The organism is Wansuia hejianensis (assembly GCF_014337215.1).
GTDB classification, from domain to species: Bacteria; Bacillota; Clostridia; order Lachnospirales; family Lachnospiraceae; genus Scatomonas; species Scatomonas hejianensis.
The window spans coordinates 2,022,712-2,048,426 of sequence record NZ_CP060635.1 but is presented as its reverse complement, the minus strand read 5'-3'; the positions used below and the strand labels follow the sequence as shown (position 1 = coordinate 2,048,426).

The following is a 25,715-nucleotide window of genomic DNA, read 5'->3' as shown; positions in this document are numbered from 1 at the left end:
GTACACACTCGGTCTGTGTTATAGTGTAAGCTGAAAGAAATGAATAAAAGACCATGTTGATTTCTTTCCCTCCTTAATGTGTTTGTTGGCCCGCTGGAGTTGATCACCAGCGGGCACAGGGGCTGGGTTCCCGAATGGGAGTAGGATTTATGCAATCCAAGCATTCCTTTGTCTCTGAATCTGAGGATATCGGAGGAACGTACCCAGGTGGCCTTCGGGCCCTGGGTCATTTTCGGGGCATCCCACCAATGGCAGGTGGACAGGGTAGCGCCCTGGGTCCCGGTTCGATTCCGGGTGCTGCCGATTGGCTGGTGATCCCTCATAAGACGGACCTGCTTACAGGGCAACGCCGCAGGGCACTGGCCAGCAAAATAAAATAATAACCCCGCAAAGACACTCACTCCCCTGAGTGTCTTTTGATATAAAAATGTGTATTAAATACATATAAAGTTGTTGACAAATGTGTATCTAATGTGTATAATATAATCAGAAAGGAGATACACTAGTTTATGAAACAACGGGACCTGATAAAAAAGCTTGAGCAGGCTGGCTTCATCTTTGAGAGACACGGAGGAAATCATGATATATACAGACGTGGGGGAGAAACCGAGAAGGTGCCACGGCATAAAGAGATTGATGAACGGTTGGCAAAGGCAATTCTGAGGAAGTGGGGAGCGTGAAGCTCCCCAGCTGAATCTATTTATCGGGGTATTAGGAGGAAAATCTTATGAAAGCTGTCTATCCAGTAATTTTCACACAAACGGATACAGTGGTTTTGGTAGAGGTCCCAGATTTGGAAATTTTAACCGAAGGAAAAGATCTACAAGATGCAATCGAAATGGCGCGTGATGCAATTGGCTTAACTGGCATTTCAATGCAGGATCATGGGGAAAGCATTCCAGAACCATCTGATTATCACAAAATTAAATTCAATGAAGGCACGTTTGCAAAGGACGGGGAAGGGCAAATTTCCCTAGTGGATATTGATTTTGATGTCTATCGGCGAAAAGTTGACGTCAAAACAGTACGAAGAAATGTGACTTTACCTAATTGGTTGAATAGAGAAGCGGAGGAGGCGCACATTAATGTGTCAAAAGTGCTTCAGGAAGCTTTGATGGCTAAGTTAGGGGTAAGCAGGTAATTAGCTAAAATTTTGATATAGTGTATCTGAGAGAAGGCACCCTCCGGGGTGCTTTCTTCATGCGCAAAAAGGAGGTAGGAGCGGGATGTCAATCTATAAACGATGTAGCAGATGCGGCAGGCGAATACAAGCCGGAAGCCGCTGCCCCTGCCAGAAGGCACGACACCAGGAGTATGACCGATACAGCCGCGACAGGAAGAGCAAAGGATTTTATGACAGCAGAGAGTGGGAGATCGCAAGAGATGCAGCGCTGGAAGCGGATGGAGGGATAGATGTCTATGTGTACATGACAACCGGGGAGATCCGGAGAGCGGACACCGCCCACCATATCGTCCCGCTGAAGGACGGCTGGGAACGGCGAGTCGATGGAGACAACCTGATGAGCCTGCATCATGATACGCACAGCGAAATCGAGCAGATGTACCGAAAGGATAAGGCGGGAATGATACGGAAAATGCAGGAAATGTTAAAACAATTCAGACAATTGAAAAGGGTAGGGGGTATCTGAAAAGTTTTGGAGAGCCGCCACCGACCGCACGTCCTCCCTTCCTTACGCAAAATTCTAAATAAAAAATTTTTAACCGGAAAGGAGGAGAGAAGATGGGACGGACAAGGAAACCGGTCTCGGAGCAAAAGGGCCATTTACGGGTCATTGACATGCAGAAACGCCTGGCTGAAGAGGAAATGGCGGCCGGCGGGAAAACGTCCCTTCGGACTCCGCCGGATACGATGTTTTTTGACGAAAACGCGAAAAAAGAGTGGAAAAGGTCTGTGAAACTGTTGAAAGAACAGAAGCTGTTCGGGGATCTGGATCGTAACAACCTGCTTTGTTACTGCAATGCCTTCGCGCAGTACCTGAAGGCTACGCAGGATCTGAAAGAGAGCGGAACATTTACGACTGATGATGGGAAAAAACATCCGCTGGTACTTGTGCAGAAGGATTTTCTGGCCGAGGCGAAGACCTATGCCGCGCTTTGCGGGCTGACTATGGATTCCCGGATGAAAGCGGCGGCAAAGAAAACGGATGCTGTAGAAACACAGATCAAAAAGAAATTCGGAGGGATCTGATGAACTGCCTGGAAGAAATCACAGAATATGCAGAGAGTTGCGTCTCCGGAGAAATCATGAGCTGCAAAAAACACCGCTGGTCCTGCCAGCGGTTTTTAAATGACCGAAAACGGGCGGAAAGCGATCCGGAATACCCATACACCTGGAACGAACAGGCGGCGCAGAACATTGTGGATTGGTTTTCCATGTTGTACCACAGCAAGGGGGACCTAGCCGGAGAGCCGATCCTGCTGACGCCCTGGCAGAAGTTCCGGCTATGCCAACTGTATGGATGGGTGCGGAAAGATACCGGATTGCGCCGGTTCCGGAAAAGCTACACCCAAATCGCCCGGAAAAACGCAAAATCTCAGGAAGAGGCAGGGGTCGCGCTGTATGAGGCGTCTGTGACAGCCGTAAAAAACGGGGAGGTCTGCGAGGTATATACGGCCGGGGTCAAACGGGACCAGTCGAAAATCGTGTTTAACGAGGCGGCCCTGATGCTGCAGAGATCTCCACTCCGGACGAAATTTCGGATTACGAAGGACGCTATTACCCATCCGGTATCCGGAAGCTACATCAAAGCGCTGTCAAAAGAGGACGGGAAGAGTGGAGACGGTACCAACCCCGCCCTGCTGGTCATTGATGAGTTCCACCAACACCCGACAACGGAATTTTATGATCTGGGGTTGGGCGGCAACACGAAGGAGCCTCTTTTGATGATCATTACGACGGCGGGCGTGGATCTGAACTGTCCCTGCTATGTTGCGGAATATCAATATTGTTCCCGCGTTCTGGACCCGGACACGGACATAGAAGATGACGAATACCTGATTGACATCTGCGAGCTGGACCCAGAAGATTACGAAAACCTGGACAACCTGGGAGATGAAAAACTGTGGGAGAAAGCAAACCCGATCCGGATGAGCTATGAAGGCGGGAGAGATAAGCTGCGGCAGGCGTACAAGACTGCCAGCGAAGTGCCGGAGCACATGAGCGCCTTTCTGACAAAATGCATGGACGTCTGGATCATGGCCAAAGAGGATGGCTACATGAACATGGGAAAGTGGAAAACCTGCCAGGTAGACGCGATCCCGATAGATACAAAGGGGATGCCGGTTTATGTCGGATTTGATATGTCTGCAAAAATTGACCTGACATCTGTAGCGTTCGTGATACCGTTTGAATCTGCAGAGCAGGATCCGGAAGGGAAACCAGTTATAAAGTATATTGTCTTTTCCCATTCATTCGTTCCAAGCCGGGAAAAGCTGGTGGAACGGAAAAAGAAGGATAAAGCGCCATATGATGCTTGGGAGCGGGAAGGATTTTTAACTGTGACGAATACACCGATTGTGGATCAGGGGACGGTTATGCGGTATGTGCTGGAAACCTGTAAGAAAAATAAATGGGAGATTGAAACGCTTTGCTTTGATCCGGCAAATGCCAGTAAACTGATGATGGACCTGTCGGATGAAGGGTATGAAGTAGAAGAGGTATATCAAAGCCATAAATCCCTGAACGAATCCACGCAGGGCTTCCGAGAGCAGGTCTATTCGGGAAATATCCTGTATACCTACAATCCGGTCTTGAATTTTGCTATGAGCAATGCTGTAATCCGACGGAGCAATGGGCTGATCAAGATAGACAAAGATGCCACCACAAAACGGATTGACCCCGTGGATGCTGTCTTGTGTGCTTACAAACTGGCAATGTATCACGAATTCTATTCTGCCGCCGCAGAAGCAATTGACAAATTTTTGGAGAGTGACTGGTAATGGGAATCTGGAAAAGAATAAAAAATGCAGCAAAAGAACTGTCCAGGCCGACGGTGAGCCTGGAAGAAAAGGAACTGCTGGAATGGCTGGGAATTACGCCGAGCAATAAAAAGGCAGTGGCAGAGGTAACCTATTTCACATGCCTAAAAATGCTGTCGGAGACAATCGGGAAATTGCCGCTAAAATATTATCAGCAGACAGAGCGGGGGAGAATCCGGGCACCGACTACAGAGGCAGGTGTCCTGATGACGATCCGGCCAAACCCGTTTATGACGCCGACTACCATGTGGACGGCTGTGGAACAAAACTGCCAGCATTACGGCAACGGCTACATCTGGATGCGAACGAAATTTATTCCGTCTACGTATGGAGGCGAATACCATTTCCTGGACATGTGGCCCATGCAGAGTAATTACGTGACACCGATCATGGACGATTTGGGATTGTTCGGAAATGCCGGAAACATATACTACAAATACAGTGATCCGCGCACAGGGAAACAGTATATGTTTCGGAACAGCGAGGTCATGCACTTTAAAACTTGGTACAGCTTCGACGGATTCACCGGTATGCCGGTGCGGGACATCCTACGGGCAACGGTGGATGGAGCAAGCGAAAGCCAGGATTATATGAACCGCCTGTATAAGCAGGGACTGACAGCCAGTATGGCCATGCAGTATGTAGGAGACCTAGAGGACAAGAAACGAGAAGCGCTGCAGAAAAAGTTTGCGGACCTTCTTTCCAGCCCCAAAAACGCAGGGAAGGTTATCCCAGTCCCGACATCTCTGACGTTAACGCCGCTGAATATGTCTTTGGTAGACGCGCAGTTTTTTGAATTGCGGAAATACAGCGCATTGCAGATCGCCGGCGCTTTCGGAATTAAGCCGAACCAGATCAACAATTATGAAAAGTCCAGCTATGCGAACAGTGAGACACAGCAGCTGGCTTTTTTAGTGGATACGATGTCCTATCGCCTGAAGATGTACGAGGAAGAGATAAATGGGAAAGTGTTGCTGCCGCAGGAGATCACGGATGAATATTTTTACAAATTTAACGAAAAGGCCATCCTTCGGACAGACAGCAAAACCCAGATGGAAAATCTCGCGAAAGCGGTCAATAACGGGATCTATAAGCCGAATGAAGCAAGAGATTACCTGGATCTTCCGGCTGAGAAAGGCGGGGATATCTTGATGGTAAACGGAAACTATATCCCGATTACAGACGTAGGAAAACAGTATGAGAAGGGAGGTGGAGAAAGTGGCAGTAATTAATATTCGCGGAGATATCGTCGGAAACGATGATAAATGGATCTATGATTGGTTTGGAATGGAGGCGACCTGCCCAAAGGATGTGAAAGACATCCTGCAGACTGCCGCGCAAGATGAGGTTATTGATGTACTAATAAATTCCGGCGGGGGATCTGTATTTGCTGGACAGGAGATGTACAGCGCATTGAAAGGCAATGGACAGGTAACGATCAAGATTCAAAGTATGGCCGGAAGCGCCGCAGGCGTGGTGGCTATGGCGGGCAGATGCCTGATTAGCCCGGTAGCCATGATTATGATTCACAACGTATCTATGAGTGGAGCGTCCGGTGACTACCACGACATGCAGAAAAATGCTGAGATCCTGAAGCAGATGAATGCGGCTATGGCAAGTGCTTACACTGAAAAGTCAGGAAAATCGATGGAAGAGATCTTAAAACTGATGGATCGTGAGACCTGGCTCACAGCAAACCAATGCTTGGAATATGGATTTGTAGATGGAATTATGACGGATCAGCAGCCAGGGATCCTGACCAACGCATACAGCGGCATGTGGCTAACGGATGAAATCCGTCAGAAGGCCATGAAAGAGAGAGAAGAGAAAGAAAAAGAAAGAAATGAGTTACTGGAGGACTTGGATCTCTACGGGATCTGAGACCTTTTATTTTATCCCAAGAAAAGGAGAAAAACCATGAACAAAAAATTATTGGAACTGCTGGACCAGATCGAAGCGAAAAAGCTGGAAGTAAGGAATCTGGTGGGCGAGAACAGGCTGGAAGAAGCAAAAGCGGCCAAACAGGAACTGAAAGAGATGCAGGATAGGTTTGACCTGCTGAAAGACATTGAGGACGGGGCGGCTTCCACAATGCGGCAGCAGATCGAAAAAGGAACTGAAAAACATGTGGAGGAAAAGGATGCCGTCAAAGAGTTTGCCGACGCGGCCAGAAACGGGTTCCGGAATTCCATGAATGAAGGGACAGCCGCAGACGGCGGTTATACGGTTCCAGAGGACGTCCAGACCCAGATCAACACTTACCGGGAGGCGAAAACATCCCTGATCGACCTGGTGGATGTGGAAAATGTCACCACAGATAAAGGATCACGGACCTACAAGAAACGCTCCCAGCAGACGGGATTTACAAAGGTGGGAGAAGGCGCGAAGATCCCGGGCGGAAATACACCACAGTTTGAGCGTATTAATTATGAGATTGACAAATACGCCGGATATTTTCCAGTAACTAATGAACTGCTGGAAGACAGCGATGCTAATATTACCGGAACACTGACCGCATGGATCGGGGACGATTCCCGCGTAACCAGGAACAAATTGATCCTGGGAGTGATCAACACAAAGGGAAAGACGGCGCTGGCCGGACTGGACGACATCAAAAAGGCCCTGAACGTTACGCTGGGACAGGCTTTTAAGGCAACCTCCCGGCTGGTGACCAATGACGACGGCCTGCAGTATCTGGACACCCTGAAAGACAACGACGGGAAATATATCCTGCAGCCGAATCCGGCACAGCCTATGGAGATGATCGTATGCGCCGGCGCAACCCGCATCCCGGTGTTTGTGGTGCCGAATGCGGACATGCCGTCTGATACCGCCACGGCGAAAACCCGGAAGATCCCGATGGTTATTGGAGACCTGAAGGAAGCGGTAAAATTTTTCGACCGGAAGCAGCTCACGATTATGACCTCGAACATCGCATCTGCTGGATCGCTGAATGCATTCGAAGAAGACCTGACGCTGTTCCGGGCGATTGAGCGCGAGGACTGTGTAGCGAAAGACCTGTCGGCAATTGTGAACGGTGAAATCACCATTACTGATGAGAGCGTAGTGGGGGAATGATCAGTCCTGACATTATGACCATACCGGCGGCAGGTCAGGACTTATACGGAAAGACCGCTGGGGAGCTGGCATCCGACCTGTTTGTAGCTGAAGATGGAACCGTAACCGGTACATTCCATTATGTGACCGGTTACACCGGATTCAACAATACAAAAGCGTCCGAACAGGAGGGGCATTTCTTCCCCTTCGCGCTGACGCAGACCGGAGAGAAGATGACATTTAAGAAAAACGGGAAGGCTACCAAGACAGACATTGCCTGGGAAACGAATAACGTGTTCCGCGTAACGGCCGGGGACACTTTCGCCGTGTTGGTTGACGGTACGGAAGTTGTGACGTTTAACTTTGCCAGAGCAACCTTTGAACCAAAGGCATGAGAAAGGAGGTAGGCGTGCATGCTGCAGGAAGTGAAAATGAGGTGCGGGATCCCGCCGGAAATCACGGTATATGACGAAGAAATTGAAATGTACATAAAAGACGCCATGGAAGACATGCGCGCCTCCGGCGTACCAGAATGGCTGCTGGATACGGGAAAGTTACACCCGCAGACCCAGACAGCTGTAACTTTATATGTCAAGGCATACCTGGGGAACGACCGGACAGATACGGACAAATACCTGGATTTATACCGGAAACGGGTGTTCCGGCTGACACTGGAGGATGAAAAGGATGTGGAATCGGAGTATATCCCTTCCGACCAGGAAGGTAATAGAGCAGAATGAAAGTGGATTCCGGAAAGAGCACTGGGAATTTATCCGCGGCATACCGGCCAGCCTGAAGGACGCTACCAGGCAGGATGAAATTGTAGGAAACCAAAGCGGATACCAGGCGAGTGTTATCGCGGAGATTATGGCCTGCAACTATAACGGCGGATCGTTTTTTGTGGATGAAGCAACAGGCGACGTCTACGACATCCGACGGACCTTCCGGACGGATAAATCCCTGATGATCCAATTAACCGGGGAAAGGAGAGAGCGTGGCACAATTTAGCGTGGAGGGACTGGACAACCTGATGAAAGATCTGAGTGACCTGGAATTTGACCGCATCGCTCCGATGATGCTGGAGGAAGCCGTGCCGATACTAGAAAAGAATGTGAAGAGACGTGAGGCATTGCATCGGGTCAGCGGAGATATGCAAAGCTCCATCAAACCGACAACTGCAAGGCGGGGGCGGGATGGATACAGCATCAGCGTGCGTCCTACTGGAAACGACAGGAAGGGCGTGAGCAATATGGAAAAAATGGTTTATCTGGAAAACGGCACATCGAAACAGGCTGCCACTCCGGTTATTTCGCCGGCCGTCAGGGAATCGGAAGAGGATGTATGCCGGAAAATGCAGGAAGTTTTTGACCGGGAGGTAGACCTGTGAATACATTTGAAAAAATTATTACTGCTATCGAACCGTTTGGATTCCCGCACGCGCCGGATGTCTACCGTGAAAAAGCACCGAGGTGGTTTACGTACAATTACGCAGACGATTATGGAGCTGACTTTTCAGATGACAATCCGGGAGCAGTGATCGTCAGCGTCCAGGTGCATCTGTTTTTACCCATCGACGATGATTTTATTGGCTTGAAGAATAAAGTGCGGCGGGCACTCTTCGGACAGGGATTTACATTTCCAGAAATCACAGTGATGACGGAAGATGATGAGAAGCTGCGGCACATCATTTTTGAGTGCGACATCATAGAGGAGGGCGCATAAATGGCATATATCGGGCTGGCCTATCCGATTATGGCCCGGAAACGGGACGGGCCGGAGTATTATGACGGGATTTTGGTGGGAAAAGCGGTGGAGGCAGAGATCACACCGAATTATATTGATACATCCGGGTATACAGACATCAACGATCTGGGGCAGAAAAAAGAATTTGCCTATGCAGATATTGCATTGACAACCAGTGACCTGCCCGACACAGCAAGAGCAATAGCCCTTGGCGAGAGTGATGGGGTGTCCAGGGACAGAGACGAATCCGGACTGATCGGACTCGGGCTAATGCGGACACGGATCGTAGACGACCGCGTAACCTATGAGGCTATCTGGATACACCAGGCGAAACTGTGGGAAGCCGCCGGGACGTCCGGCACAAGAGGGGAGACGGTAGACTTTCAGACCCCGGCGCTGGAGGGCATCGCGGAGCCGGATGAAAACGGGGAATGGCGGACAACGAAGCGATTTGGAACTAGAAACGAAGCACTTTCCTGGCTGAAGGAGAAGGCCGGGATGGAAGGAGAAATATAATGGCATATATTGGATTACGGAAACCGATTTTTGCAAGCGCAAGAGACGACGGAACATACGATGAACCGATGGCGCTGGGAAAGGCAATATCCCTGGAAATCACCACAAATTTTGCCGAAGCAAGCCTGAGTGCGGATGACGGGCAGGCGGAATATGTCAAGGAATTTACGAATGCGGATGTAACGCTGGGGACGTCAACAATCCCGATTGCGGCCATGAAGCCGATTTTCGGACACGCTGCAGAAGTATCAGGCGGAGCAGTAGTTTACAACAAAGACGATCAGAACAGTAACGTCGCTATGGCGGTCGTTGCGCCGGAAATTATTGACGACGTGCGGACTTTTGTGGCGATATTCCTGCCGAAGGTAAAATTCGGAGACCCGTCGGATAGCTGGGAAACGAAAGGAGACTCTATCACGTTTAAAACGCCGTCGATCTCGGGAAAGGCGTCTGCGAATGATGCGGGTGTATGGAAAGAGACGGCAACCTTTAAAACGGAGCAGGAGGCGATGACCTGGATTTACGGGAAATTTGGGTACTCTATCGGGACCCTGCAGGTCCAGAGCGCAGCAAGCGAAACAGAAGTTGGAAAGACCAAACTGACAGTAACGCCCGAAAAAGGGCAGAGTAACAGCTATTTTTATAAAATCACAGAGGATGAGACCATGCCGGCCTACAACGAAGTGTGCAATGCGTCCACGGGATGGACGTCCTGGGACGGAACCAGCGAGATCACGGCGGAAACCGGGAAAAAGATCGTTGTCGCAGAGGTGACCACAGAAGGCGGGACCGCAAAAAAAGCAGGATCAGCTACGGTTGCGGCGAAAGCAGAATAACCAGCAGGGCGGGGACAACCCGCCCGGATAGGAGAAACCATGTTTGACGATAAATTAAGCTACATTACCCTGTCAGGAGAAAAATTCCCCCTGCGATGCGGCATGGAAGTGCTGGAAGTCGTCCAGGACAAATATGGAAGCGTCGAAGAATTCGAAAACCGCCTCATGCCGTTTGAACAGAAAAAAGATGAGAACGGGGAGTATGTGTTGAACGAGGAAGGCGTTCCCATCGGGCGCTATGTGATGCCGAAGATTGCAGACTTGGGGGATGCCCTGCACCTGATGGTAACCGCCGGTCTGGAAATGGAGGCGGATATGACCGGGAAAGAAATCAGGTCTGTGACACGCAAGGAGCTGCTGCAGAAAGCAGACATGCCGCCGGCTGTATTGGGAGAAAAACTCCACGCGGAAATGATGAGGTGCTTCCGGAGAAAAAACGGGACAGCCACGCAGGAGAAGGAGACGGCGGACAGAAACGGGTAATTCTGGATTTTGCGTGGATTTTATTTGTCGCCCTGGAACTGGGATACCGGGAAAAAGAGGTTGCCTGCATGTATTACGGGAAGTGGTGTGATCTTTTTGAGCAATACAAGAAAATGCACAACATCCGCATGAGACGGGCAACCTTCGAGGAACCGAAAAAAGTAGTATCTTTGCTGGATTTATAGGAAAAATCATGGTATAATTGCCTTACAGAACAGAGGTGAAATGCCATGAAAAAAGTAATATTGATGCCCTTTCGGGCTATCTGGTTTGCATTAAAAAATGAAATGTACGAAGTCCTTTTTCCGGCAGCCGTAGTGATCGCCGGAATTGCTGGAGGAATTGCATCCGGGAATATCGCCGGAGGAATTCTAGCGCTGGTTATCATCCTGACAGCCTGGGGGATTGCGAGAGCAGTCTGGAACCGAGTACAGAGAATCGGAGGGCAGACAAGACAGGACCTGCAGCGGAAGATCCGGAAAAAGGAAAAACAGAAAGAACTGATCACATATTTGACGAAGTAAGATGAGAGCGGAGGAGCCGTCTGCGAAAAAGCAGGCGGCCTTTTTATGCTCTTTTTTTGGAGGGCGTATGGCGAACAAAAGGAAAATAGGGGCAATCATTGCCCTGGATGGGGAAAAAGAATTCCGGCAGTCTGTGACATCATGCAATAAGGCCCTCACGGCCATGCGGTCAGAATTAAAACTGGTGGAGGCACAGACCGCAGGGCAGGCAAATACCCTGGAGACGCTGCGGAGCAAGCATGACGTCTTATCTAGGACACTGGATACGGCAGCGGAAAAAGAGGAGGCTGTCCGTCGGGGGTTGGAACATGCGGAAGAGCAGTACAATAAGACCGGGGAAGAGCTGGGATCCTACCGGAGATACCTGGAGCTGGCGCAGGCATCGCTGAAAGAACTGGAAGAATCGTCAGACGCCACGGACGAATCCATGGAAAAACAAAGGCAGATTGTATCTGATCTGTCCGGAGTGGTATCAAGAGGGGAGGAGACCTATCAGAAGGCCGGAGACCGCGTTAATGACTGGAAAAAACAGCTCAACAACGCAGAGGCACAGGTTATCCGCGCCACACAGGCACTGAACGAGAACGACGCCCTACTAAAAGAGGCGGAAGGATCTTATGATCATTGTGCGAAGTCCATAGACGCCTTTGGCAATGAGGTAGACGATACGGCAGAAAAGCTGACGTCATTTGGCAGCACCCTAAAAGTCCGCGTGAACGATGCCCTGATTGACTTTGGAAAGAACGCGGTCACATCTGCGGTCCAGGGTGCAACGGAGCTGCAGGACGCCGAAAATAAACTGGCTGCCAGCACCGGGGCATCCGCCGATGAGATGGAAAAATATTCGGACACCATGCAGAATATCTATAATTCCGGCATGGGAGACTCTGTGACGGAAATCGCCGACGGCATGGCGATGGTCAAGCAGTACACCGGGGAGGTAGACCCTACAAAGCTGCAGGAGCTGACCGAGAATGCCATGGCGCTGGACGATACGTTTTCGGGCATGGATATGGGGGAAACCCTCCGCGGTGTGGATTCTCTGGTGCAGAATCTGGGGCTGGACGCGGAAGAGGCATTTGACTATATCGTGGTTGGCGCACAGAACGGCCTGAACAAATCCGGAGAGCTGACAGACAACATCGCAGAATACGGACAGCTATGGGGGCAGGCCGGATTTTCCGCGCAGGAAATGTTTACGATCCTGCAGAACGGACTGGACGCTGGGGCATACAACCTGGACAAAGTCAATGATTTTGTAAAAGAGTTCGGAATTTCCTTATCCGATGGCCGGATAGAAGAAAACCTGAGCTCTTTTTCTACAGAAACACAAAACCTGTTTTTAGCCTGGAAGAATGGAGAGGCCACAACCCGGGATGTGTTTTATTCCGTAATTAATGACCTGGCAAGTATGAAAAACCAGCAGGAAGCGCTGACAATCGCCAGCAATACCTGGTCAGCCCTTGGCGAAGATAACGCCATGGCGGTTATTACATCGCTTACCCAGGTCAATAATACGTATGCTAATGTCCGGGGCAGCATGGAATCCCTGAAGGAAGTCCGGTACGACAGCGTCACGAACGAGTATAAAAAGCTGGGCCGGACCATGCAGAGCGAGGTTATTACCCCGGTGCTGCAGAAATTTCTTCCGCTGGCGCAAAAAGGGATGGAGTTTCTGGCGGACAATATTGACAGACTTATTCCACTTGCCGGGGCCGCCGGCACTGCCATGGGAACGATCTGGGTAGCCAAGAAAGCCACAACCACGATCACAAACCTGAAAGATACGGCAAAGAACATCAAAAACCTGGTTACGAACCTGGTGACGCATACGACTGCGACAGCGGCAGACACGGCAGCCACCACTGCGGACACAGTAGCAAAAGGCGCGCAGGCAACAGCAACAGGGGCCGCAACAGTCGCCCAGGAAGGGCTGAACACTGCCATGGCGGCGAACCCCGTCGGACTGCTGGTTACAGGAATTGCGGCATTGACAGCCGGGATTGCAGCGTTTGTCGCATTAAGCCCGCAGGCAAAAACAGAAGTGGATCTGTTGAAAGAGTCAGCAGACGAAGCCATCGATGCGATGAAGGAATCCCAAGAATCACTGAAGGATTCTATGAACACTGCCGCGGAAAGCGTTGATTCTGCCGTAGCCAAAGGCCGGATGGCAGAAGATATCGTTGATGAACTAAATACGCTGTCGACATCAGCCGATAATTCCAATCAGAAGCAGGAACGTATGGCCGTCCTGGTTGCGGAACTAAATGAACTGTATCCAGATATGGCTCTGGCGATCGATCAGGCAACTGGTAGCCTGAATATGACCAATCAGGAGCTGGAAGATTATGTGAATAATATGCAGAATGCCGCCATGTCGGATGCATTTCAAAAGGCTTTCGAGGATACATACACACCCGTTGTGGATGCCACAAAAGAGCTGATTGACGCTGAAATAGAGCAAGAAAAAATTCAGGAAAAACTGAAGGATCTACAGGAAGATTACAATAAAGCCATTGATCTGTCGGATAAAGCGACGAAAGAAAACGGAGACGGAATCATTGAATGGAACGGAATTGCCAGAGATTCCGAAGATGTCTTATCTGAAATTGTCAGTCAGCAATACGAACTGGAACAGAAAGAAAAAAAATTAACAGATACCATAGATGCACAAAACGAAATTATAGAAGAGGGCACCGAAACTGCTGAAGCCTACAAGGAAAAACAGATCGAACTGATAGAAGAGACCGAAAAAGGAACAGCAGCCACACGGGATGCAACAGCTGCAAAAGGAGAGCAGATGGAGGCTGCAGAAGCGAGTATTTCTGTAGCAGGTCAGGAGTTGGAAGCCTTCCGGGGCCTATCTGAAGAGCAGCAAAATCTGGCCGTAAATGTAGCCAATGCCGTCATTGAAATGCAGGGAAGCGTCCAGGAATATCTGAGCGTGAGCGGACAGATGTTTCAGGAGTTTACAGACACTTCCGCCATCAGTACCACGGACCTACTGACAAATATGCAGAGCCAGGTGGATGGTGTACGACAGTGGGAAGAGAATATCACTGCCATGATGGATACGACCAAAACCTATATTGATAGCACCGGGCAAGAGGTGCAGGTAAGTCTGGACGACGGGATTGTGCAATATTTAATGAATATGGGACCGGAAGGTGCCGCATACGCCCAGACGTTTGTAAATATGACTGGAGAGGAGATGGCAAAAGCCAATGAAATCTGGTCAGAAAAGGTAGATCTGGAGAATTTTACAAACACGGAAGGTCAGAAGCTGACTGAAGGGGTTGGCATCATGGCAGCAGGGGGGCAGGAAGCATTCGCCCAACTGGCTGAGAGCTTAAACGCGCAGGCGCAGGAAGCAGGTGGTTACGGTGTACAGGGACTGGTAGAAGGAATTGTTGCAGCTCAAGAGGATGCGGTGGCCGCAGGAGAAGATCTGGGCGTCAAAACGACTGATGGTCTGGATACAGGTCTGGGTGTAGCGTCTCCTTCGTGGAAAGCGAAGCTAAGTGGGGCGTATGTCGGCATCGGATTGTCTCAAGGAATACGCAACAGTGACACTCTGGTAAAGAATGCTTCAGAATATGTGGGGCAAGCTGCCGTAAGCCAGATTGACAGCGCGATTGACGAGGATACTGTTAAGTCTTACGGATATAATGTTTCTGCGGGATTGGCAGAAGGTATCCGGAATGGAAAATCCGAAGTCATAAATGCGGTTATAGAAGTAACGACTGCCGCGACTGAAACGGCAAAAGGCAAATTGGAAATCAATTCTCCATCACATGTATTTGAGAGATTTGGAGCCGGGACCATCGAAGGATATGTGAAAGGAGTGGATGAGAATGCGGAGAAAGCAAGGAAGAGCGTCCTCAACGCCCTGGATATGAAATTGGCAAGCCGGGATACAGAAATTCAGACTGGTGTCGCGGGATCTGTCATTGATTATAATCTTTTAGCGGCTGCGATGGTTACTGCGTTTAAACGGTCAGGAATGACAATAAAATACAATGGCCGGGAATTTGGCCGGGTGTTATCAGATATGGGGGTGGCATTCAATAATGGCTGAGATCAAATACGTAAACAGCGCAAATCGGTCGATGGACCTGTCCACCTATCCAATCCGAATGAAACAGAAGACCTCCGGACTGTATGCATTCGAGTGGGAAGTGGATGAAACGGATCTGGGAAATGGAGCAAGGGTCAATGCATTCGAACGGAAATCCAGACAGTATGAACTGGAAATTGATTTTTCCGGCGCCAGGACCGGACGAGCACAGATCCTACAGGAGTTTTTCGAGGTTACAGACTATGATGTGGTTCAGAAGTCGCCTGGAAAACTATATGTCAACGAGCAGTATATCGAAGCCTATATCATTGCATCCGAACCGCAAATCTATGACGACCGGTACCGGACAGTTGGTAAAATCTGTACTCTGTATGTGCCATACCCGTTTTGGATGGAGGATAAGGCGTTTTCCTTTTACCCAAAAGAGGAAGGAGGATCAGGAGATTTTTTAGACTTTCCTTTCAATTTTCCGTACGACTATACTTCCGGACAGGCCGGAACGGCGATCCTGCAGAATACGCATTATGTGGCGTCCGGGTTTGAGATGATTATATATGGGCCATGCGTCAACCCGTATATAGCAATCGGTGGGCATATGTACCGGGTTTACACGACGGTGGACGATCAAGAATACATACGCATCAATAGCCGGGAGAATACAGTGCAACGGGTGAAAAATAACGGGGAAATCGTCAACGAATTCAATAACCGTGGAAAAGACGACAGTGTATTTGAACCGGTCCCGCCGGGCAGCCAGACGGTCGTGTGGCCCGGAACGTTTGGATTTGACATCGTACTGCACCAGGAAAGGAGCGAACTGAAATGGAACTGATCCTGGCCGCGTCTGATGGAGCAGAAGAAAAAAGAATCTATGAAGACGCCGACATTGAAATGGGAAACGAGAATGATTTTGAATTATCCGTCCCATATACGGCGTGGGATGGAAGCTATGCGTTCGAAAAACGCATTTATGCTCCGAACACAGAATACGGCGGAATCATCCGGGAGACGGAAAGCGTGACCGGAGACGATGCGATCTATGTACGCGGATTCACATGGCGCGGGATGATGGCGAAGAAAATCATTGAGCCGGCCGCCGGACAGGATTACCGGACGGCATCCGGGGAACTGAACAGCATAATAAAAAATCTGGTGGAACCCGCGTTTCCAGGGTTGTTTTATGCCAGCGAAACGGATACGGGCATAACAGTCAGTTATCAGTTCGAGCGCTACTGCACCCTGCTGGATGGCCTTCAGGCTATGCTGGAATCGAAGGGATACAAACTGCAGATCCGGTACATACAGACGCAGACGTCCGGAATCGTGGTGATCGGGGCGGTGCCGGTAGAAAATTACGGAGACAGCATCGAAATCAGCCAGGACGGACGGTTGAATTTTACGTCACAGGACTACCGCCGGGGCGTCAACCATCTGATCTGTCTGGGCCGGGGAGACCTAAAGGACCGGGTAGTCGTCCACCTGTACGCACAGCCAGATGGCCGTGTGACGCAAACACCATATTATACAGGGATCAGCGAAATCACGGAGGTGTACGATTATAACAATGCAGAAGAAGATGACCTGATCGAAAATGGCACGAAACAGCTGAAAGACCGCATGAACAATAAAAAACTGACTGCAAATGCGAATGAAACGGATGACATCGACATTGATATAGGTGATATCATATCCGGACGGGATTATATTACCGGCATCCAGATGCAGCAGCCAATTGTCTATAAAATACTGAAAATCAGAAACCAGAGAGTCAGCGTAGAATACGGAGTGAAAGGGGAATAGTTATGGAAATAGTAACCGGATTAAGAGGAACGCCACACATTACATCAGCGGACGTAATTGGATTCCAACAGGGAATTGCCACGGTCGGAAGCGGAGCCCTTCCGGTAGGAGAAAAATTCAGAGCAGAATTGGCCAGTAACAATGAATTGAAGATCTATGACGGAGAAGGGGTGATCCAAGGTGTCCATTTCAGGGTGTTGCCGGGGACATATGACAGCATCACGCTCGAAAATGGATCACAGGGGCAAAAAAGGAAAGACCTGATTGTGGTCAAGTATACAAAGAATGCGCAAACCGGATACGAAAATACGGAGTGGGTTGTGAAAAAAGGAACATCAACGACCGAAACCCCGGCGGAACCGACTGCGACAGAAGGGGACGTCCGGGCAGGGGATATCCTGGCGGAAGTCCCGTGGTATGTTGTAGAGTACGATGGAATCAATGTGACATCCGTTACGCCGAAGTTTTCAACATTGATGAATATTCAGGAGTTGACTGAGGGTTTTAGTTCCCTAAACAGCAATTTTGATATCTTTGCAAACGGCGGCGAAAATTCAGATGGTAAAGCTCTGCGTATTGATACCGCTATTATGCAGGGGAAAAATTTGCTCTACGAATGCTGGGGGCCATCATTTTTTCCTTATGGTTCGAATACGACAGGAGCGCCTACGGCATGGCCTGGTCTTATGCTGGCCTTCGTTTTGCCGTATGGATCGGAGGGGTGGACACGACATGTCAAATATGCGTTTGAGCTGAGTGGCGACATCTATTATATGACCTATAAAAACGGGATCATCGATAAAAACTGGACGAAAATAGCAGGTCCGGCTTAATTCACGATCACGCAGGGGTCGTGATAACAATTACGGCCACCTTAAGGATGTGACCAGAAATAAAACCCGTCCCGTGGGCATGTATATTAATCCTTGACGGCGTATTATAGGGACCGATGTCAATATACAGTCTGTCTACCTGGTCAATCGGAGTGCTATTCTGATAGATTATCGTTGCCGTGGCTGCTGCTACATCGGCACCGCAGTACATAAATCCAGCTAGCTCTGTTGCGCTGGCATATGTCAAGCTAACTAATTGATGAGTTATCCGAAAACTCCCCAAATTTCCGGACACAAAATTGCTGTTTAGGGAACTTCCGTCCCATGTTACTATGGGGGCGGAGGTGACATTATGGATAAATTAATTGCGGCCGTACTGGCCGCCATGCAGGCCGATTTGACGCCGGAGCAACTACAGAGGCTGGAAAATGTATTGGTGATCAAAACCCACGGGCTGGAAATCAGGGAAGAACACACGGAACTGATCATATCAGAGCGGCACTGGGAAAAAGCATTAAGACTGTATCTGGCCAGCAAGCGGTTGGAGAATTGTTCGGAGGGCACTCTGGAAAATTATGAACGCTGTATCCAGATGCTGATGCAAGCTCTAAACAAAAGGTTGGCTGAGATTACGACAAATGACCTGCGCTATTATCTGGCGCTGTATCAGGAACGGCGGGGGATATCCCTGTCATATCTGGAGACGCTGCGGCACTATATTAGCAGCTTCTTTGCATGGCTGAATGACGAAGGTTATATTAACCGCAACCCGGCCAGACGGCTAAAGCGGGTCAAAGTGCCGCAGAAGATCAGGAGACCCTACAGTGCGGAAGAGCGGGAGCATTTGCGTTGCCTGGCGCGCACAGAAAGGGATTTGGCACTGATGGAAGTGCTGTACAGTACAGCCGGGAGAATCGGGGAGGTGCTGGCGCTGAACCGGTCGGATGTAAATTTCACAGGTAGGGAAGTGGTTGTATACGGACAGAAGGGAAAGAAGGAACGGGCGGTCTGTCTTACGGAAGAGGCCGCCTATCACTTGCGGAAGTACCTGGCGGGCCGCATGGATGATAACCCGGCATTATTCGTCAGTTTGCGAGCGCCATTTGAGCGATTAAGCGCGAAAGCGGTTCAGGCCATGTTACGGAAGCTGGGTGCTGCTGCTGGCATCCACGCCCACCCACACAAGTTTCGCCGGACGCTTTTGACGGATGCCAGCATGCGTGGGATGTCGCTACAGGAGCTACAAGCCTATGCCGGGCATGCAAAGCCAGAGACTACAATGATTTATGTGACGGTCAGAACCGAAGAGGTTAAAGCGTCTTTCCGAAAATTGGTAGCATAGTATTTTAAGTTTAATATGACTTTTTTTAAGCCGGCCGGCGGGGCGGCTTATTTGGCGTATGGACAATTCCAGGGCCTGGAGATTTGCGCCGGCGCAATTCCAAGCTGCCGAGATCAGGCAAAACAGCAATTTAAACGGCAAGCAAGACTCCTTAATCGCCGGTCAGTTTGTTGAAGGCTTTGCTGGTAATGGCACTCTTTTAATGACTTGGAGTAAAATAGGTGTGTCAAAAAAGCCCAGCGCGGTCATCATAACACCTTGCAGCTCCCAGGATGTAATTGTGTCGTACAATTATGACTACAATACTGCTGGCACCATTCAGCTTAGGGCGTATTCGACCGCCAGCGGAGCTGCATTCTCAGGAGCACTTAGATTTTCCATGCTTGTTATACAGTAATTAAGTGGCTTTTCCCCAGATTAACCAAAGTGCGTGCTGTGTACCATTCGTTCCCCCACTGATAATAACGGTGTACCCTCCAGTGCCTGAGCGCTGTATGCCAGTGACGGGATGATTGGTATCGCTGCGGATATTAAATGCAGCAAGAAGATAATACCCTGATTTATCAGCAATGTGGCACCAGTCAGCCGTAAGAGTAACCCCGCGCTGCTCCACAGATATAAGTCCGGCTAAATTGCTGTTTTGCCTACTAAACCATAGAGTTTATGCCAAAGCGCATCCTTCGGGGTGCGTTTTGTTGTGAATTTTATTTTTGTGCTGCGAAAATGCAGCAGAAAGGAGCAGTCATGCAATTAATCATGAATGATGGTCAGCAGATTCCGATTCAGTCTGTCGTGGAATCCGGCGGTGTACTGAAGATCCGGCTGCTGAACCAGACATCTGCGGGGCTGAAATCTATTTTTCGAGACGCACTGGCCGTACAGAAAATGACTGTCCGGGAAACAGCGAAGACAGATGTTGTGTATGAGAATTACACAGAATTAACCTGCATCTCGGAGTACACCGGAGCGATCTGGGAGGTTGAGATGCGGCAGGAAGGGGCTGCCACGGACACCCGCCTTGCGAGTCTGGAAACGGAAATGCCCCAGAAGGCGGATGAAACGGACCTGCAACAGGCGATTGCAGAACTGACCATGACAATGGCTGCATTGATCGGAGGTGGAGCGTAATGTTTACGGAAAATAGCATCATCGTAAAGAACTGGGTAGATTTGATAAGAAAAGGAACATTTACTCGCGATCAGGTCCCTGCGCTTGGAAACTTGCAGGAAGTAGTATTTTTGATTTTAGATAAGGAGGAAAGTGACGTATGACGTACACAAAGGATAGTGTAATTGTAAAAACATGGGTGAGCCTGGTTATGGCCGGGGCCTACACAGTAGACCAGGTACCGGCGTTATTTAATCTAAGAACAGTGGTACAGGAAGTGTTGGGTACCCTGGAATAGTTTTGTGGAGGTAAACCATGCGGATAAAAGATATTGAGACGGACAAAAAACAGGTAAGCACAGGAGAATCCGTCGAAGTTACGTTTGCAATAGAGTACGAAGCGGATTATCCGTATGATTATCCCTATGATTATCCTATATCAGTGAAAAAGGAGTAGAAAAATGGCAATAAAACAGGCATGGATAATGTGCAATGGTATGCGCGTAAATGCCACCTATAATAGCGATACACATACATGGACCGCACAGATCACCGCGCCGGCCCAGTCATCATGGAGCCAGCCGAATCATGTATACGGGCTGGAAATCCATGCAGAAGACGATGCCGGAAACCAGACGGTCATGGATTCGACGGACGAGACATACGGTGATGAGCTGAAGCTGCGCGTCCTGGAAAAAACCAAACCGATTGCAACCATCACCAGCCCGACCGAGGGATCTGTACTGGGCGCGACAACACAGCAGATCAAGTTTACGATCAAAGATGCCGGCGGCTCCGGGCTGAACATGGATTCTGTCAATTTGCGGGTCAACAGTGTAAAAGTAACATCCGGCATCAGCTATACAGATGGGACAGATGGGGAGAAAATCGGTACCTATACCGCCACCAACCTGTCTGACGGCGCGAATAAAATCCAGTTGACCGTACAGGACAACGATGGGAATACATCCGATGAAGATGTCGTGAACTTTGTTATTTCCACGGCGGCCCCGACCCTGAACGTGACAAGTCCGACCGAGGGACTGATCACAAATTCCGAAACGGTGACTGTTGCCGGTACCGGAGCGGCCGGATCAGACGCTGTCACCCTGTCAGAGGTGACCGTAAATGGCGAAGGTGTGGCACTGTCCGGCGGGTCATTTAGTAAGCAGGTGACGCTGACCGAGGGCGAAAATACGATCACGATAATCGCAAAAGACAGTATTGGCAAGACTACGACAGTAACCCGCCACGTAACACTGGACACCAAGGCACCAGTGATCACGGACGTGGTGGCGTCTGCGACAACCGTAGACGCATCCGGAAATCTCACGATTACCTTTAAGGTAACCGATCCAGCCGCCTGATGATTATCCGATGCTGGGGCGAGGTGAACGGCACGGAGGTGGAATTTCATCCCGTGCTGGACCGCCCGGACTACTGGGAGGGCCTTGCTCCCAGGCAGCCGGGCCTGCAGGATATAGATATCTGGGCGGAGAGCGACAATGGAGCAAGAGGCCATCTGCAGTGCAGCGTACAGATCCAATATTACGCCGAAACCTGTGCCCGTCTGCTGCTTTTGCCCTACTTTGCGTCACTGATAAACAGTTACGCTGTCCGTACGTTGCCAGAAAAATACTTGGCCGGATACCACGGATGCAGGAGGTGCCAGAATGGATAGGGTACGTTTTGAACTGGGCGAGAAAAAATATATCATGATCGAGGTACGATCCTGCAACAATCAGCCCTTCGAGGTGGCAAAAGCCACCTATAAGCTGCGCTGCGGACTGACCGAAGAGGCATCTGGGGAATGCGAAATCAACCAGACCAATGACACAACTGTGATTGTGATGGCCCTGGTTCAGCCGCAGGCAAAAGGAGCCACTTATGAGCTGGAGTTTACATACCAGATCCCTCCGGAAACTCTGATCTATAAGGTGTTGGTTAATGTGCAGTGAGAGGAGGTGAGGAACAAATGGAAGAGCATATAAGCCGTGAAGAACATGAAGAGTTTCGGAGGCGAATAGAGGATGATCGTGAGCGTACCAATACACGGCTGAAAATATTAGAGGGGAACATGCAGCAGCTGTCTAATCTCACGGCATCCGTCCGGGAGCTGGCGCTGAACGTAGGCCATCTGGCTGAGCAGCAGGGCGAAATGGTGAGCCGGGTGGATGCTCTGGAAAAAGAGCCGGCTAAAAACTGGTCGGCTCTGAAAACGGGTATTATCGGCGCGCTGGCGGCGGCCTTTGGAAGCGGTCTGGTGGCTGCCATAGCAAATTTTATCCAATAGGAGGATTGAAAAGATGGACATTGAAACCATTACGCAGTATGTAACCTACGGGCTTATCCTAGCAGGGATCCTGGCATTTTTGACCAGTCTGATCGTCCAGGTGATCAAGGAGCTGCCGGGGCTTAAAAATATCCAGACCAACGTGGTAGCCCTGGCCACCGCAGCCGTCCTGTGCGTTGTGGCTATGCTGTTGTTGTGCATGTATTTTACAGTTGCGGTTACCTGGTATTACGTGGTTGCGGCTCTGATCGCTGCGTTTATCGTCTATTTAATCGCGACGGGGGGCTGGGAGAAAATAAAGGCAATCTGGGACAGGACGAAATATAATAAAACGGAGGTGAAATAGTATGCCAAATATCAATCGGGAATTTATCAGCCAGCAGAACATCAACGGCACCGGGAACCCGTGCAAGTATATAGTAATCCATGAGACAGACAACTACAGCGCGGGAGCCGGGGCCCGGACGCACGCCAGGGCGCAGCACGACGGGAATTTTGCCGATATGTCCGTGCATTATTACTGTGGAAGCGACGGAATCTACCAGGCCGCCGAGCATACCTGCAAATGCTGGCATATTGGCCGGGAGTACGGCGGTAACCACAGCGTACATGACGCCACCAACAATAATTCCATTGGAATTGAGATTTGCGTAAACTCTGACGGCAATTATACTGTGGCCCGCCAGAACGCAATAGAGCTTGTAAAATACCTGCTCCAGACCACGGGTATCCCGGCCAGCCGGGTAATCCGGCATTTTGATGCCAAGGGAAAGTATTGCCCCCGGAAGATGATGGACAATCCGGCGTTGTGGGAGGATTTTAAAGCACAGATTCAGGGAGGCAGCAGCACCGACAGCGGGAGCAACACCGGAGGAACCGGCGGAAGTTTTGGCACAGGCATGTATAAGGTCAATGTAGATGATCTGACAATCCGGACAGGCCCAAGCACACAATATCAGGCTTGTGGCAGCATTACAGACCGAGGCACCTACACGATTGTTGAGATCCAGAACACCTGCTGGGGCCGCCTGAAATCCGGCGCCGGATGGATCTGCATTGATGCGGATTACTGCTCACCTGCCGGATCATCCGGAAGCTCATCTGGATGGAATGCCACGGGGACGGCCACCTGCACAGGGAGCGGTGTCCGTGTTCGCCAGACTCCAGGTGGAACTATTCTTGGACAGCTCGGCGTTGGAAATCGGTTTGAGGTAGACGGCCAGAAATCCGGGGACTGGGTGCGCATTAAGGTGGCCGGGATCGGGATCGGCTGGATGCATAAGGACTATGTAATGTATGACTGACAATAAGACACCCCGGAGCTTTCGGCTCCGGGGTATTCATTTAGTTATCCTCATTCAGATATTCTGCGAGTATTTCTATTAGTTCTCCTACAGCCGGAGGTTCATAGAACTTTCCACCACTGATTTTTTCGATAAATTCTTTCCCGCCATTCTGCCAGGCATAATCCCGGGCGGTCCGGATATTCCTTTCGATGTCTTGATAGGTGATCTGATACTGGTCTGCTATGGGCAGGTAAATCTGTTTGATTAATGAACATAATCGTGATTCATCTTCGGAAGCTAATTCTACGCATAGAAGTAGGTAATGGTATCCTTGATACCGTTTTGAGAATCTGGCATTTTGCAAAAGCTTATCTGTTCTTTTCGTTTTACAACCCCCTTTTTAATTATATAAGAAATTGTAAAACATTTCTATACAAATTTACATATAATTTTATTATTCGTTAAGATATGACAAGATTTTATCTTATTCGTCATTTTGAAACAGATTGCATAATGAGGAGCCCCAGAGTAAAGATTCTAAGGATTTTTGCTTTAAATAAAGGAAGCGCCTCTTAAAAACAGAGGTGCTTCCTAAGCTTTTGTACTATTTTTATATATTATAGCACATCTTGTAAGATAGTTAAATGGAAAATATTGGAATCCAGCAAACGTTGACAATTTTACAGGGTAATGGTATATTATAAGTACAATATGTAGCGCCAGAGATCCGGCGTATTAGGATCTCCCCCTCCCTCAGGGGGTAAGAGGCAGGGCTTCGGCTCTGTCTCTTTTAATTTTGTATATTGCATCCTCTCCGTGTTGCATTTCGTGTTGCATAGCGTTTTAAAATGCTGCTTTTGACATATATTTTTGTGTTGTATTCCAACATGGCGAAACCAGAGAATGCCGTATTTATGCGGGTATGCGGGAAATGCCTATGAATAAGGGATTCTTGAAAAAGAGCTTAATCGGGTTCAAATCCGGTCGACGCCTCTTAAAAAGCACCATATTCCGGTGCTTTTTTAGTTCCCATGTCTTTCTTTTAACCGTGTAAACAGCAGCATTTCGGTTCAATGAAGGAAAAATCTTGCTATTTCTTCTAAGCTGTGATATAGTCTGATTATGAGAAGAACAATTGAAGAGATACACTGAGATGAGAGAGTGTAGTTTGCACGGCCCAGGTCGTTGCTGGCTATGCTTTTTTACATGAAAGGGGTTTTTTATGCATCAGAGCTTTTATGATATGATAGAGCAGAATCCCGTGATTGCGGCAATTAAGAATGATGAGGGTCTGGAAAAGTGCTGTGGGCTGGAGGATATCAGGGTGGTATTTATTCTATATGGCAATATCTGTACCATCCCTGCCATTGTACACAGGTTGAAAAAGGCGCAGAAGGTGGCGATGGTACATTTGGATCTGATCACAGGGCTTGGCCCTAAGGAAGTCTCTGTAGATTTTATCAGGAACAGTACGGAAGCAGACGGGATTATCTCTACCAGGCCGGCAATCATCCGCCGTGCCTGTGAACTGGATTTTTATACTGCACTTAGAATCTTCATTCTGGATTCTATGGCTTATGAAAATATAGAGAAGCAGCTAAACGCAGTCAGGCCAGATATTGTGGAGATATTGCCAGGAGCGATGCCAAAGGTAATCAGGAAAGTTTGCCGGAAAGTGCGTCAGCCGGTCATCGCCAGCGGGTTGATCAGCGACAAGGAGGATATCATGGTGGCGCTGGCGGCCGGAGCAATTGCAGTTTCTTCCACGAATCAGGAGGTCTGGATGATGTAGCATGACGGTTAGAGGGAACAGCTTACG

The 25,715-nt window shown here is 49.4% G+C and carries 36 protein-coding genes; 35 read left to right on the top strand and 1 reads right to left on the bottom strand.

Annotated elements, in window-relative coordinates:
* Positions 1–509 precede the first annotated feature (509 nt).
* From H9Q79_RS09430 to H9Q79_RS09265, 34 genes are all read left to right on the top strand, one after another.
* A complete protein-coding gene (locus H9Q79_RS09430; protein ID WP_249328169.1) occupies positions 510–680 on the top strand; it encodes a type II toxin-antitoxin system HicA family toxin in 171 nt (56 codons plus the stop codon).
* Between the two features lie 47 nt (positions 681–727).
* Positions 728–1,141: a type II toxin-antitoxin system HicB family antitoxin gene (locus H9Q79_RS09425; protein WP_249328168.1), complete on the top strand. Its 414-nt coding sequence runs from the start codon at positions 728–730 to the stop codon at positions 1,139–1,141.
* 85 nt (positions 1,142–1,226) lie between these two features.
* Positions 1,227–1,649, top strand: coding sequence for an HNH endonuclease (locus H9Q79_RS09420; protein WP_249328167.1), 423 nt, complete (start codon positions 1,227–1,229; stop codon positions 1,647–1,649).
* A gap of 92 nt (positions 1,650–1,741) precedes the next feature.
* A complete protein-coding gene (locus H9Q79_RS09415) occupies positions 1,742–2,209 on the top strand; it encodes a phage terminase small subunit P27 family (RefSeq protein WP_249328166.1) in 468 nt (155 codons plus the stop codon).
* Entirely contained in the window at positions 2,209–3,960 is a 1,752-nt protein-coding gene (locus tag H9Q79_RS09410; protein ID WP_249328165.1) for a terminase large subunit, read from the top strand. The genes H9Q79_RS09415 and H9Q79_RS09410 overlap by 1 nt, the downstream gene beginning before the upstream one ends.
* Positions 3,960–5,231: a phage portal protein gene (locus H9Q79_RS09405; protein ID WP_249328164.1), complete on the top strand. Its 1,272-nt coding sequence runs from the start codon at positions 3,960–3,962 to the stop codon at positions 5,229–5,231. The genes H9Q79_RS09410 and H9Q79_RS09405 overlap by 1 nt, the downstream gene beginning before the upstream one ends.
* The gene (locus H9Q79_RS09400) at positions 5,218–5,880 is read left to right on the top strand and encodes a head maturation protease, ClpP-related (protein ID WP_249328163.1); all 663 of its coding nucleotides are present in this window, start codon (positions 5,218–5,220) and stop codon (positions 5,878–5,880) included. Before H9Q79_RS09405 ends, H9Q79_RS09400 begins: the two co-directional genes overlap by 14 nt.
* Before the next feature lie 36 nt (positions 5,881–5,916).
* Positions 5,917–7,077, top strand: a complete 1,161-nt coding sequence (locus H9Q79_RS09395; RefSeq protein ID WP_249328162.1) for a phage major capsid protein — start codon at positions 5,917–5,919, stop codon at positions 7,075–7,077.
* A complete protein-coding gene (locus H9Q79_RS09390) occupies positions 7,074–7,451 on the top strand; it encodes a hypothetical protein (RefSeq protein ID WP_249328161.1) in 378 nt (125 codons plus the stop codon). The genes H9Q79_RS09395 and H9Q79_RS09390 overlap by 4 nt, the downstream gene beginning before the upstream one ends.
* A gap of 18 nt (positions 7,452–7,469) precedes the next feature.
* Positions 7,470–7,796: a phage head-tail connector protein gene (locus H9Q79_RS09385; RefSeq protein ID WP_456341160.1), complete on the top strand. Its 327-nt coding sequence runs from the start codon at positions 7,470–7,472 to the stop codon at positions 7,794–7,796.
* Positions 7,744–8,064, top strand: a complete 321-nt coding sequence (locus H9Q79_RS09380; protein WP_249328159.1) for a hypothetical protein — start codon at positions 7,744–7,746, stop codon at positions 8,062–8,064. The genes H9Q79_RS09385 and H9Q79_RS09380 overlap by 53 nt, the downstream gene beginning before the upstream one ends.
* Entirely contained in the window at positions 8,051–8,443 is a 393-nt protein-coding gene (locus tag H9Q79_RS09375) for an HK97-gp10 family putative phage morphogenesis protein (RefSeq protein WP_249328158.1), read from the top strand. Before H9Q79_RS09380 ends, H9Q79_RS09375 begins: the two co-directional genes overlap by 14 nt.
* Positions 8,440–8,778, top strand: a complete 339-nt coding sequence (locus tag H9Q79_RS09370) for a phage tail protein (protein ID WP_249328157.1) — start codon at positions 8,440–8,442, stop codon at positions 8,776–8,778. The genes H9Q79_RS09375 and H9Q79_RS09370 overlap by 4 nt, the downstream gene beginning before the upstream one ends.
* A complete protein-coding gene (locus tag H9Q79_RS09365) occupies positions 8,779–9,315 on the top strand; it encodes a hypothetical protein (protein WP_249328156.1) in 537 nt (178 codons plus the stop codon).
* On the top strand, positions 9,315–10,151 hold the full coding sequence (locus tag H9Q79_RS09360; protein ID WP_249328155.1) for a major tail protein: 837 nt from the start codon (positions 9,315–9,317) through the stop codon (positions 10,149–10,151). Before H9Q79_RS09365 ends, H9Q79_RS09360 begins: the two co-directional genes overlap by 1 nt.
* A gap of 39 nt (positions 10,152–10,190) precedes the next feature.
* Complete coding sequence (locus tag H9Q79_RS09355) at positions 10,191–10,634, top strand: Rossmann-fold NAD(P)-binding domain-containing protein (protein ID WP_249328154.1); 444 nt, start codon at positions 10,191–10,193, stop codon at positions 10,632–10,634.
* The gene (locus H9Q79_RS09350) at positions 10,571–10,819 is read left to right on the top strand and encodes a hypothetical protein (protein WP_249328153.1); all 249 of its coding nucleotides are present in this window, start codon (positions 10,571–10,573) and stop codon (positions 10,817–10,819) included. Before H9Q79_RS09355 ends, H9Q79_RS09350 begins: the two co-directional genes overlap by 64 nt.
* Before the next feature lie 45 nt (positions 10,820–10,864).
* Positions 10,865–11,158 carry a hypothetical protein gene (locus H9Q79_RS09345; protein ID WP_249328152.1) on the top strand — a complete coding sequence of 98 codons (294 nt, stop codon included), beginning with the start codon at positions 10,865–10,867 and terminating at the stop codon, positions 11,156–11,158.
* Positions 11,159–11,225: 67 nt separating this feature from the next.
* Positions 11,226–15,236 (top strand): phage tail tape measure protein, encoded by a 4,011-nt coding sequence (locus H9Q79_RS09340; RefSeq protein ID WP_249328151.1) that lies wholly within the window; start codon positions 11,226–11,228, stop codon positions 15,234–15,236.
* Positions 15,229–16,068 carry a hypothetical protein gene (locus tag H9Q79_RS09335; RefSeq protein ID WP_249328150.1) on the top strand — a complete coding sequence of 280 codons (840 nt, stop codon included), beginning with the start codon at positions 15,229–15,231 and terminating at the stop codon, positions 16,066–16,068. The genes H9Q79_RS09340 and H9Q79_RS09335 overlap by 8 nt, the downstream gene beginning before the upstream one ends.
* Positions 16,059–17,036 (top strand): siphovirus ReqiPepy6 Gp37-like family protein, encoded by a 978-nt coding sequence (locus H9Q79_RS09330; protein ID WP_249328149.1) that lies wholly within the window; start codon positions 16,059–16,061, stop codon positions 17,034–17,036. Before H9Q79_RS09335 ends, H9Q79_RS09330 begins: the two co-directional genes overlap by 10 nt.
* Positions 17,037–17,038: 2 nt before the next feature.
* Positions 17,039–17,869 (top strand): hypothetical protein, encoded by an 831-nt coding sequence (locus H9Q79_RS09325; protein ID WP_249328148.1) that lies wholly within the window; start codon positions 17,039–17,041, stop codon positions 17,867–17,869.
* 352 nt (positions 17,870–18,221) lie between these two features.
* Positions 18,222–19,211: a tyrosine-type recombinase/integrase gene (locus H9Q79_RS09320; RefSeq protein ID WP_249328147.1), complete on the top strand. Its 990-nt coding sequence runs from the start codon at positions 18,222–18,224 to the stop codon at positions 19,209–19,211.
* Between the two features lie 58 nt (positions 19,212–19,269).
* Complete coding sequence (locus H9Q79_RS09315) at positions 19,270–19,608, top strand: hypothetical protein (RefSeq protein WP_249328146.1); 339 nt, start codon at positions 19,270–19,272, stop codon at positions 19,606–19,608.
* Between the two features lie 347 nt (positions 19,609–19,955).
* Positions 19,956–20,339, top strand: a complete 384-nt coding sequence (locus tag H9Q79_RS09310; RefSeq protein ID WP_249328145.1) for a hypothetical protein — start codon at positions 19,956–19,958, stop codon at positions 20,337–20,339.
* On the top strand, positions 20,339–20,482 hold the full coding sequence (locus tag H9Q79_RS09305; protein ID WP_249328144.1) for a hypothetical protein: 144 nt from the start codon (positions 20,339–20,341) through the stop codon (positions 20,480–20,482). Before H9Q79_RS09310 ends, H9Q79_RS09305 begins: the two co-directional genes overlap by 1 nt.
* Positions 20,479–20,616, top strand: a complete 138-nt coding sequence (locus tag H9Q79_RS09300; RefSeq protein ID WP_249328143.1) for a hypothetical protein — start codon at positions 20,479–20,481, stop codon at positions 20,614–20,616. The genes H9Q79_RS09305 and H9Q79_RS09300 overlap by 4 nt, the downstream gene beginning before the upstream one ends.
* Positions 20,617–20,633: 17 nt before the next feature.
* A complete protein-coding gene (locus H9Q79_RS09295; RefSeq protein WP_249328142.1) occupies positions 20,634–20,774 on the top strand; it encodes a hypothetical protein in 141 nt (46 codons plus the stop codon).
* A 4-nt stretch (positions 20,775–20,778) separates the two neighbouring features.
* Positions 20,779–21,684, top strand: a complete 906-nt coding sequence (locus H9Q79_RS09290; protein ID WP_249328141.1) for a hypothetical protein — start codon at positions 20,779–20,781, stop codon at positions 21,682–21,684.
* Positions 21,684–21,998: a hypothetical protein gene (locus H9Q79_RS09285; protein ID WP_249328140.1), complete on the top strand. Its 315-nt coding sequence runs from the start codon at positions 21,684–21,686 to the stop codon at positions 21,996–21,998. Before H9Q79_RS09290 ends, H9Q79_RS09285 begins: the two co-directional genes overlap by 1 nt.
* The gene (locus tag H9Q79_RS09280; RefSeq protein WP_249328139.1) at positions 21,991–22,275 is read left to right on the top strand and encodes a hypothetical protein; all 285 of its coding nucleotides are present in this window, start codon (positions 21,991–21,993) and stop codon (positions 22,273–22,275) included. The genes H9Q79_RS09285 and H9Q79_RS09280 overlap by 8 nt, the downstream gene beginning before the upstream one ends.
* Before the next feature lie 17 nt (positions 22,276–22,292).
* A complete protein-coding gene (locus H9Q79_RS09275; protein ID WP_249328138.1) occupies positions 22,293–22,610 on the top strand; it encodes a hypothetical protein in 318 nt (105 codons plus the stop codon).
* A 13-nt stretch (positions 22,611–22,623) separates the two neighbouring features.
* A complete protein-coding gene (locus H9Q79_RS09270) occupies positions 22,624–22,956 on the top strand; it encodes a ribonuclease (RefSeq protein ID WP_249328137.1) in 333 nt (110 codons plus the stop codon).
* Between the two features lies 1 nt (position 22,957).
* Positions 22,958–23,914 carry an N-acetylmuramoyl-L-alanine amidase gene (locus tag H9Q79_RS09265; protein ID WP_249328136.1) on the top strand — a complete coding sequence of 319 codons (957 nt, stop codon included), beginning with the start codon at positions 22,958–22,960 and terminating at the stop codon, positions 23,912–23,914.
* 40 nt (positions 23,915–23,954) lie between these two features.
* Here H9Q79_RS09265 and H9Q79_RS09260 read toward each other — a convergent pair whose 3' ends face one another.
* Positions 23,955–24,260 carry a sporulation initiation factor Spo0A C-terminal domain-containing protein gene (locus tag H9Q79_RS09260; protein WP_249328135.1) on the bottom strand — a complete coding sequence of 102 codons (306 nt, stop codon included), beginning with the start codon at positions 24,258–24,260 and terminating at the stop codon, positions 23,955–23,957.
* Between the two features lie 858 nt (positions 24,261–25,118).
* On the opposite strand from H9Q79_RS09260, the gene H9Q79_RS09255 reads away from it, so the two are divergent.
* Complete coding sequence (locus H9Q79_RS09255; RefSeq protein ID WP_118643369.1) at positions 25,119–25,688, top strand: glycerol-3-phosphate responsive antiterminator; 570 nt, start codon at positions 25,119–25,121, stop codon at positions 25,686–25,688.
* Positions 25,689–25,715 lie beyond the last annotated feature (27 nt).

Coding starts and splice junctions, on each gene's coding strand:
- H9Q79_RS09330 (WP_249328149.1), top strand. CDS start 16,059: ATGGAACTGATCCTGGCCGCGTCTGATGGAGCAGAAGAAAAAAGAATC.
- H9Q79_RS09275 (WP_249328138.1), top strand. CDS start 22,293: ATGGAAGAGCATATAAGCCGTGAAGAACATGAAGAGTTTCGGAGGCGA.
- H9Q79_RS09265 (WP_249328136.1), top strand. CDS start 22,958: ATGCCAAATATCAATCGGGAATTTATCAGCCAGCAGAACATCAACGGC.
- H9Q79_RS09365 (WP_249328156.1), top strand. CDS start 8,779: ATGGCATATATCGGGCTGGCCTATCCGATTATGGCCCGGAAACGGGAC.
- H9Q79_RS09335 (WP_249328150.1), top strand. CDS start 15,229: ATGGCTGAGATCAAATACGTAAACAGCGCAAATCGGTCGATGGACCTG.
- H9Q79_RS09415 (WP_249328166.1), top strand. CDS start 1,742: ATGGGACGGACAAGGAAACCGGTCTCGGAGCAAAAGGGCCATTTACGG.
- H9Q79_RS09405 (WP_249328164.1), top strand. CDS start 3,960: ATGGGAATCTGGAAAAGAATAAAAAATGCAGCAAAAGAACTGTCCAGG.
- H9Q79_RS09310 (WP_249328145.1), top strand. CDS start 19,956: ATGCAATTAATCATGAATGATGGTCAGCAGATTCCGATTCAGTCTGTC.
- H9Q79_RS09295 (WP_249328142.1), top strand. CDS start 20,634: ATGCGGATAAAAGATATTGAGACGGACAAAAAACAGGTAAGCACAGGA.
- H9Q79_RS09290 (WP_249328141.1), top strand. CDS start 20,779: ATGGCAATAAAACAGGCATGGATAATGTGCAATGGTATGCGCGTAAAT.
- H9Q79_RS09315 (WP_249328146.1), top strand. CDS start 19,270: ATGGACAATTCCAGGGCCTGGAGATTTGCGCCGGCGCAATTCCAAGCT.
- H9Q79_RS09320 (WP_249328147.1), top strand. CDS start 18,222: ATGGATAAATTAATTGCGGCCGTACTGGCCGCCATGCAGGCCGATTTG.
- H9Q79_RS09345 (WP_249328152.1), top strand. CDS start 10,865: ATGAAAAAAGTAATATTGATGCCCTTTCGGGCTATCTGGTTTGCATTA.
- H9Q79_RS09305 (WP_249328144.1), top strand. CDS start 20,339: ATGTTTACGGAAAATAGCATCATCGTAAAGAACTGGGTAGATTTGATA.
- H9Q79_RS09340 (WP_249328151.1), top strand. CDS start 11,226: ATGGCGAACAAAAGGAAAATAGGGGCAATCATTGCCCTGGATGGGGAA.
- H9Q79_RS09425 (WP_249328168.1), top strand. CDS start 728: ATGAAAGCTGTCTATCCAGTAATTTTCACACAAACGGATACAGTGGTT.
- H9Q79_RS09285 (WP_249328140.1), top strand. CDS start 21,684: ATGATTATCCGATGCTGGGGCGAGGTGAACGGCACGGAGGTGGAATTT.
- H9Q79_RS09355 (WP_249328154.1), top strand. CDS start 10,191: ATGTTTGACGATAAATTAAGCTACATTACCCTGTCAGGAGAAAAATTC.
- H9Q79_RS09280 (WP_249328139.1), top strand. CDS start 21,991: ATGGATAGGGTACGTTTTGAACTGGGCGAGAAAAAATATATCATGATC.
- H9Q79_RS09325 (WP_249328148.1), top strand. CDS start 17,039: ATGGAAATAGTAACCGGATTAAGAGGAACGCCACACATTACATCAGCG.
- H9Q79_RS09360 (WP_249328155.1), top strand. CDS start 9,315: ATGGCATATATTGGATTACGGAAACCGATTTTTGCAAGCGCAAGAGAC.
- H9Q79_RS09430 (WP_249328169.1), top strand. CDS start 510: ATGAAACAACGGGACCTGATAAAAAAGCTTGAGCAGGCTGGCTTCATC.
- H9Q79_RS09420 (WP_249328167.1), top strand. CDS start 1,227: ATGTCAATCTATAAACGATGTAGCAGATGCGGCAGGCGAATACAAGCC.
- H9Q79_RS09300 (WP_249328143.1), top strand. CDS start 20,479: ATGACGTACACAAAGGATAGTGTAATTGTAAAAACATGGGTGAGCCTG.
- H9Q79_RS09410 (WP_249328165.1), top strand. CDS start 2,209: ATGAACTGCCTGGAAGAAATCACAGAATATGCAGAGAGTTGCGTCTCC.
- H9Q79_RS09390 (WP_249328161.1), top strand. CDS start 7,074: ATGATCAGTCCTGACATTATGACCATACCGGCGGCAGGTCAGGACTTA.
- H9Q79_RS09395 (WP_249328162.1), top strand. CDS start 5,917: ATGAACAAAAAATTATTGGAACTGCTGGACCAGATCGAAGCGAAAAAG.
- H9Q79_RS09380 (WP_249328159.1), top strand. CDS start 7,744: ATGTGGAATCGGAGTATATCCCTTCCGACCAGGAAGGTAATAGAGCAG.
- H9Q79_RS09255 (WP_118643369.1), top strand. CDS start 25,119: ATGCATCAGAGCTTTTATGATATGATAGAGCAGAATCCCGTGATTGCG.
- H9Q79_RS09270 (WP_249328137.1), top strand. CDS start 22,624: ATGGACATTGAAACCATTACGCAGTATGTAACCTACGGGCTTATCCTA.
- H9Q79_RS09385 (WP_456341160.1), top strand. CDS start 7,470: ATGCTGCAGGAAGTGAAAATGAGGTGCGGGATCCCGCCGGAAATCACG.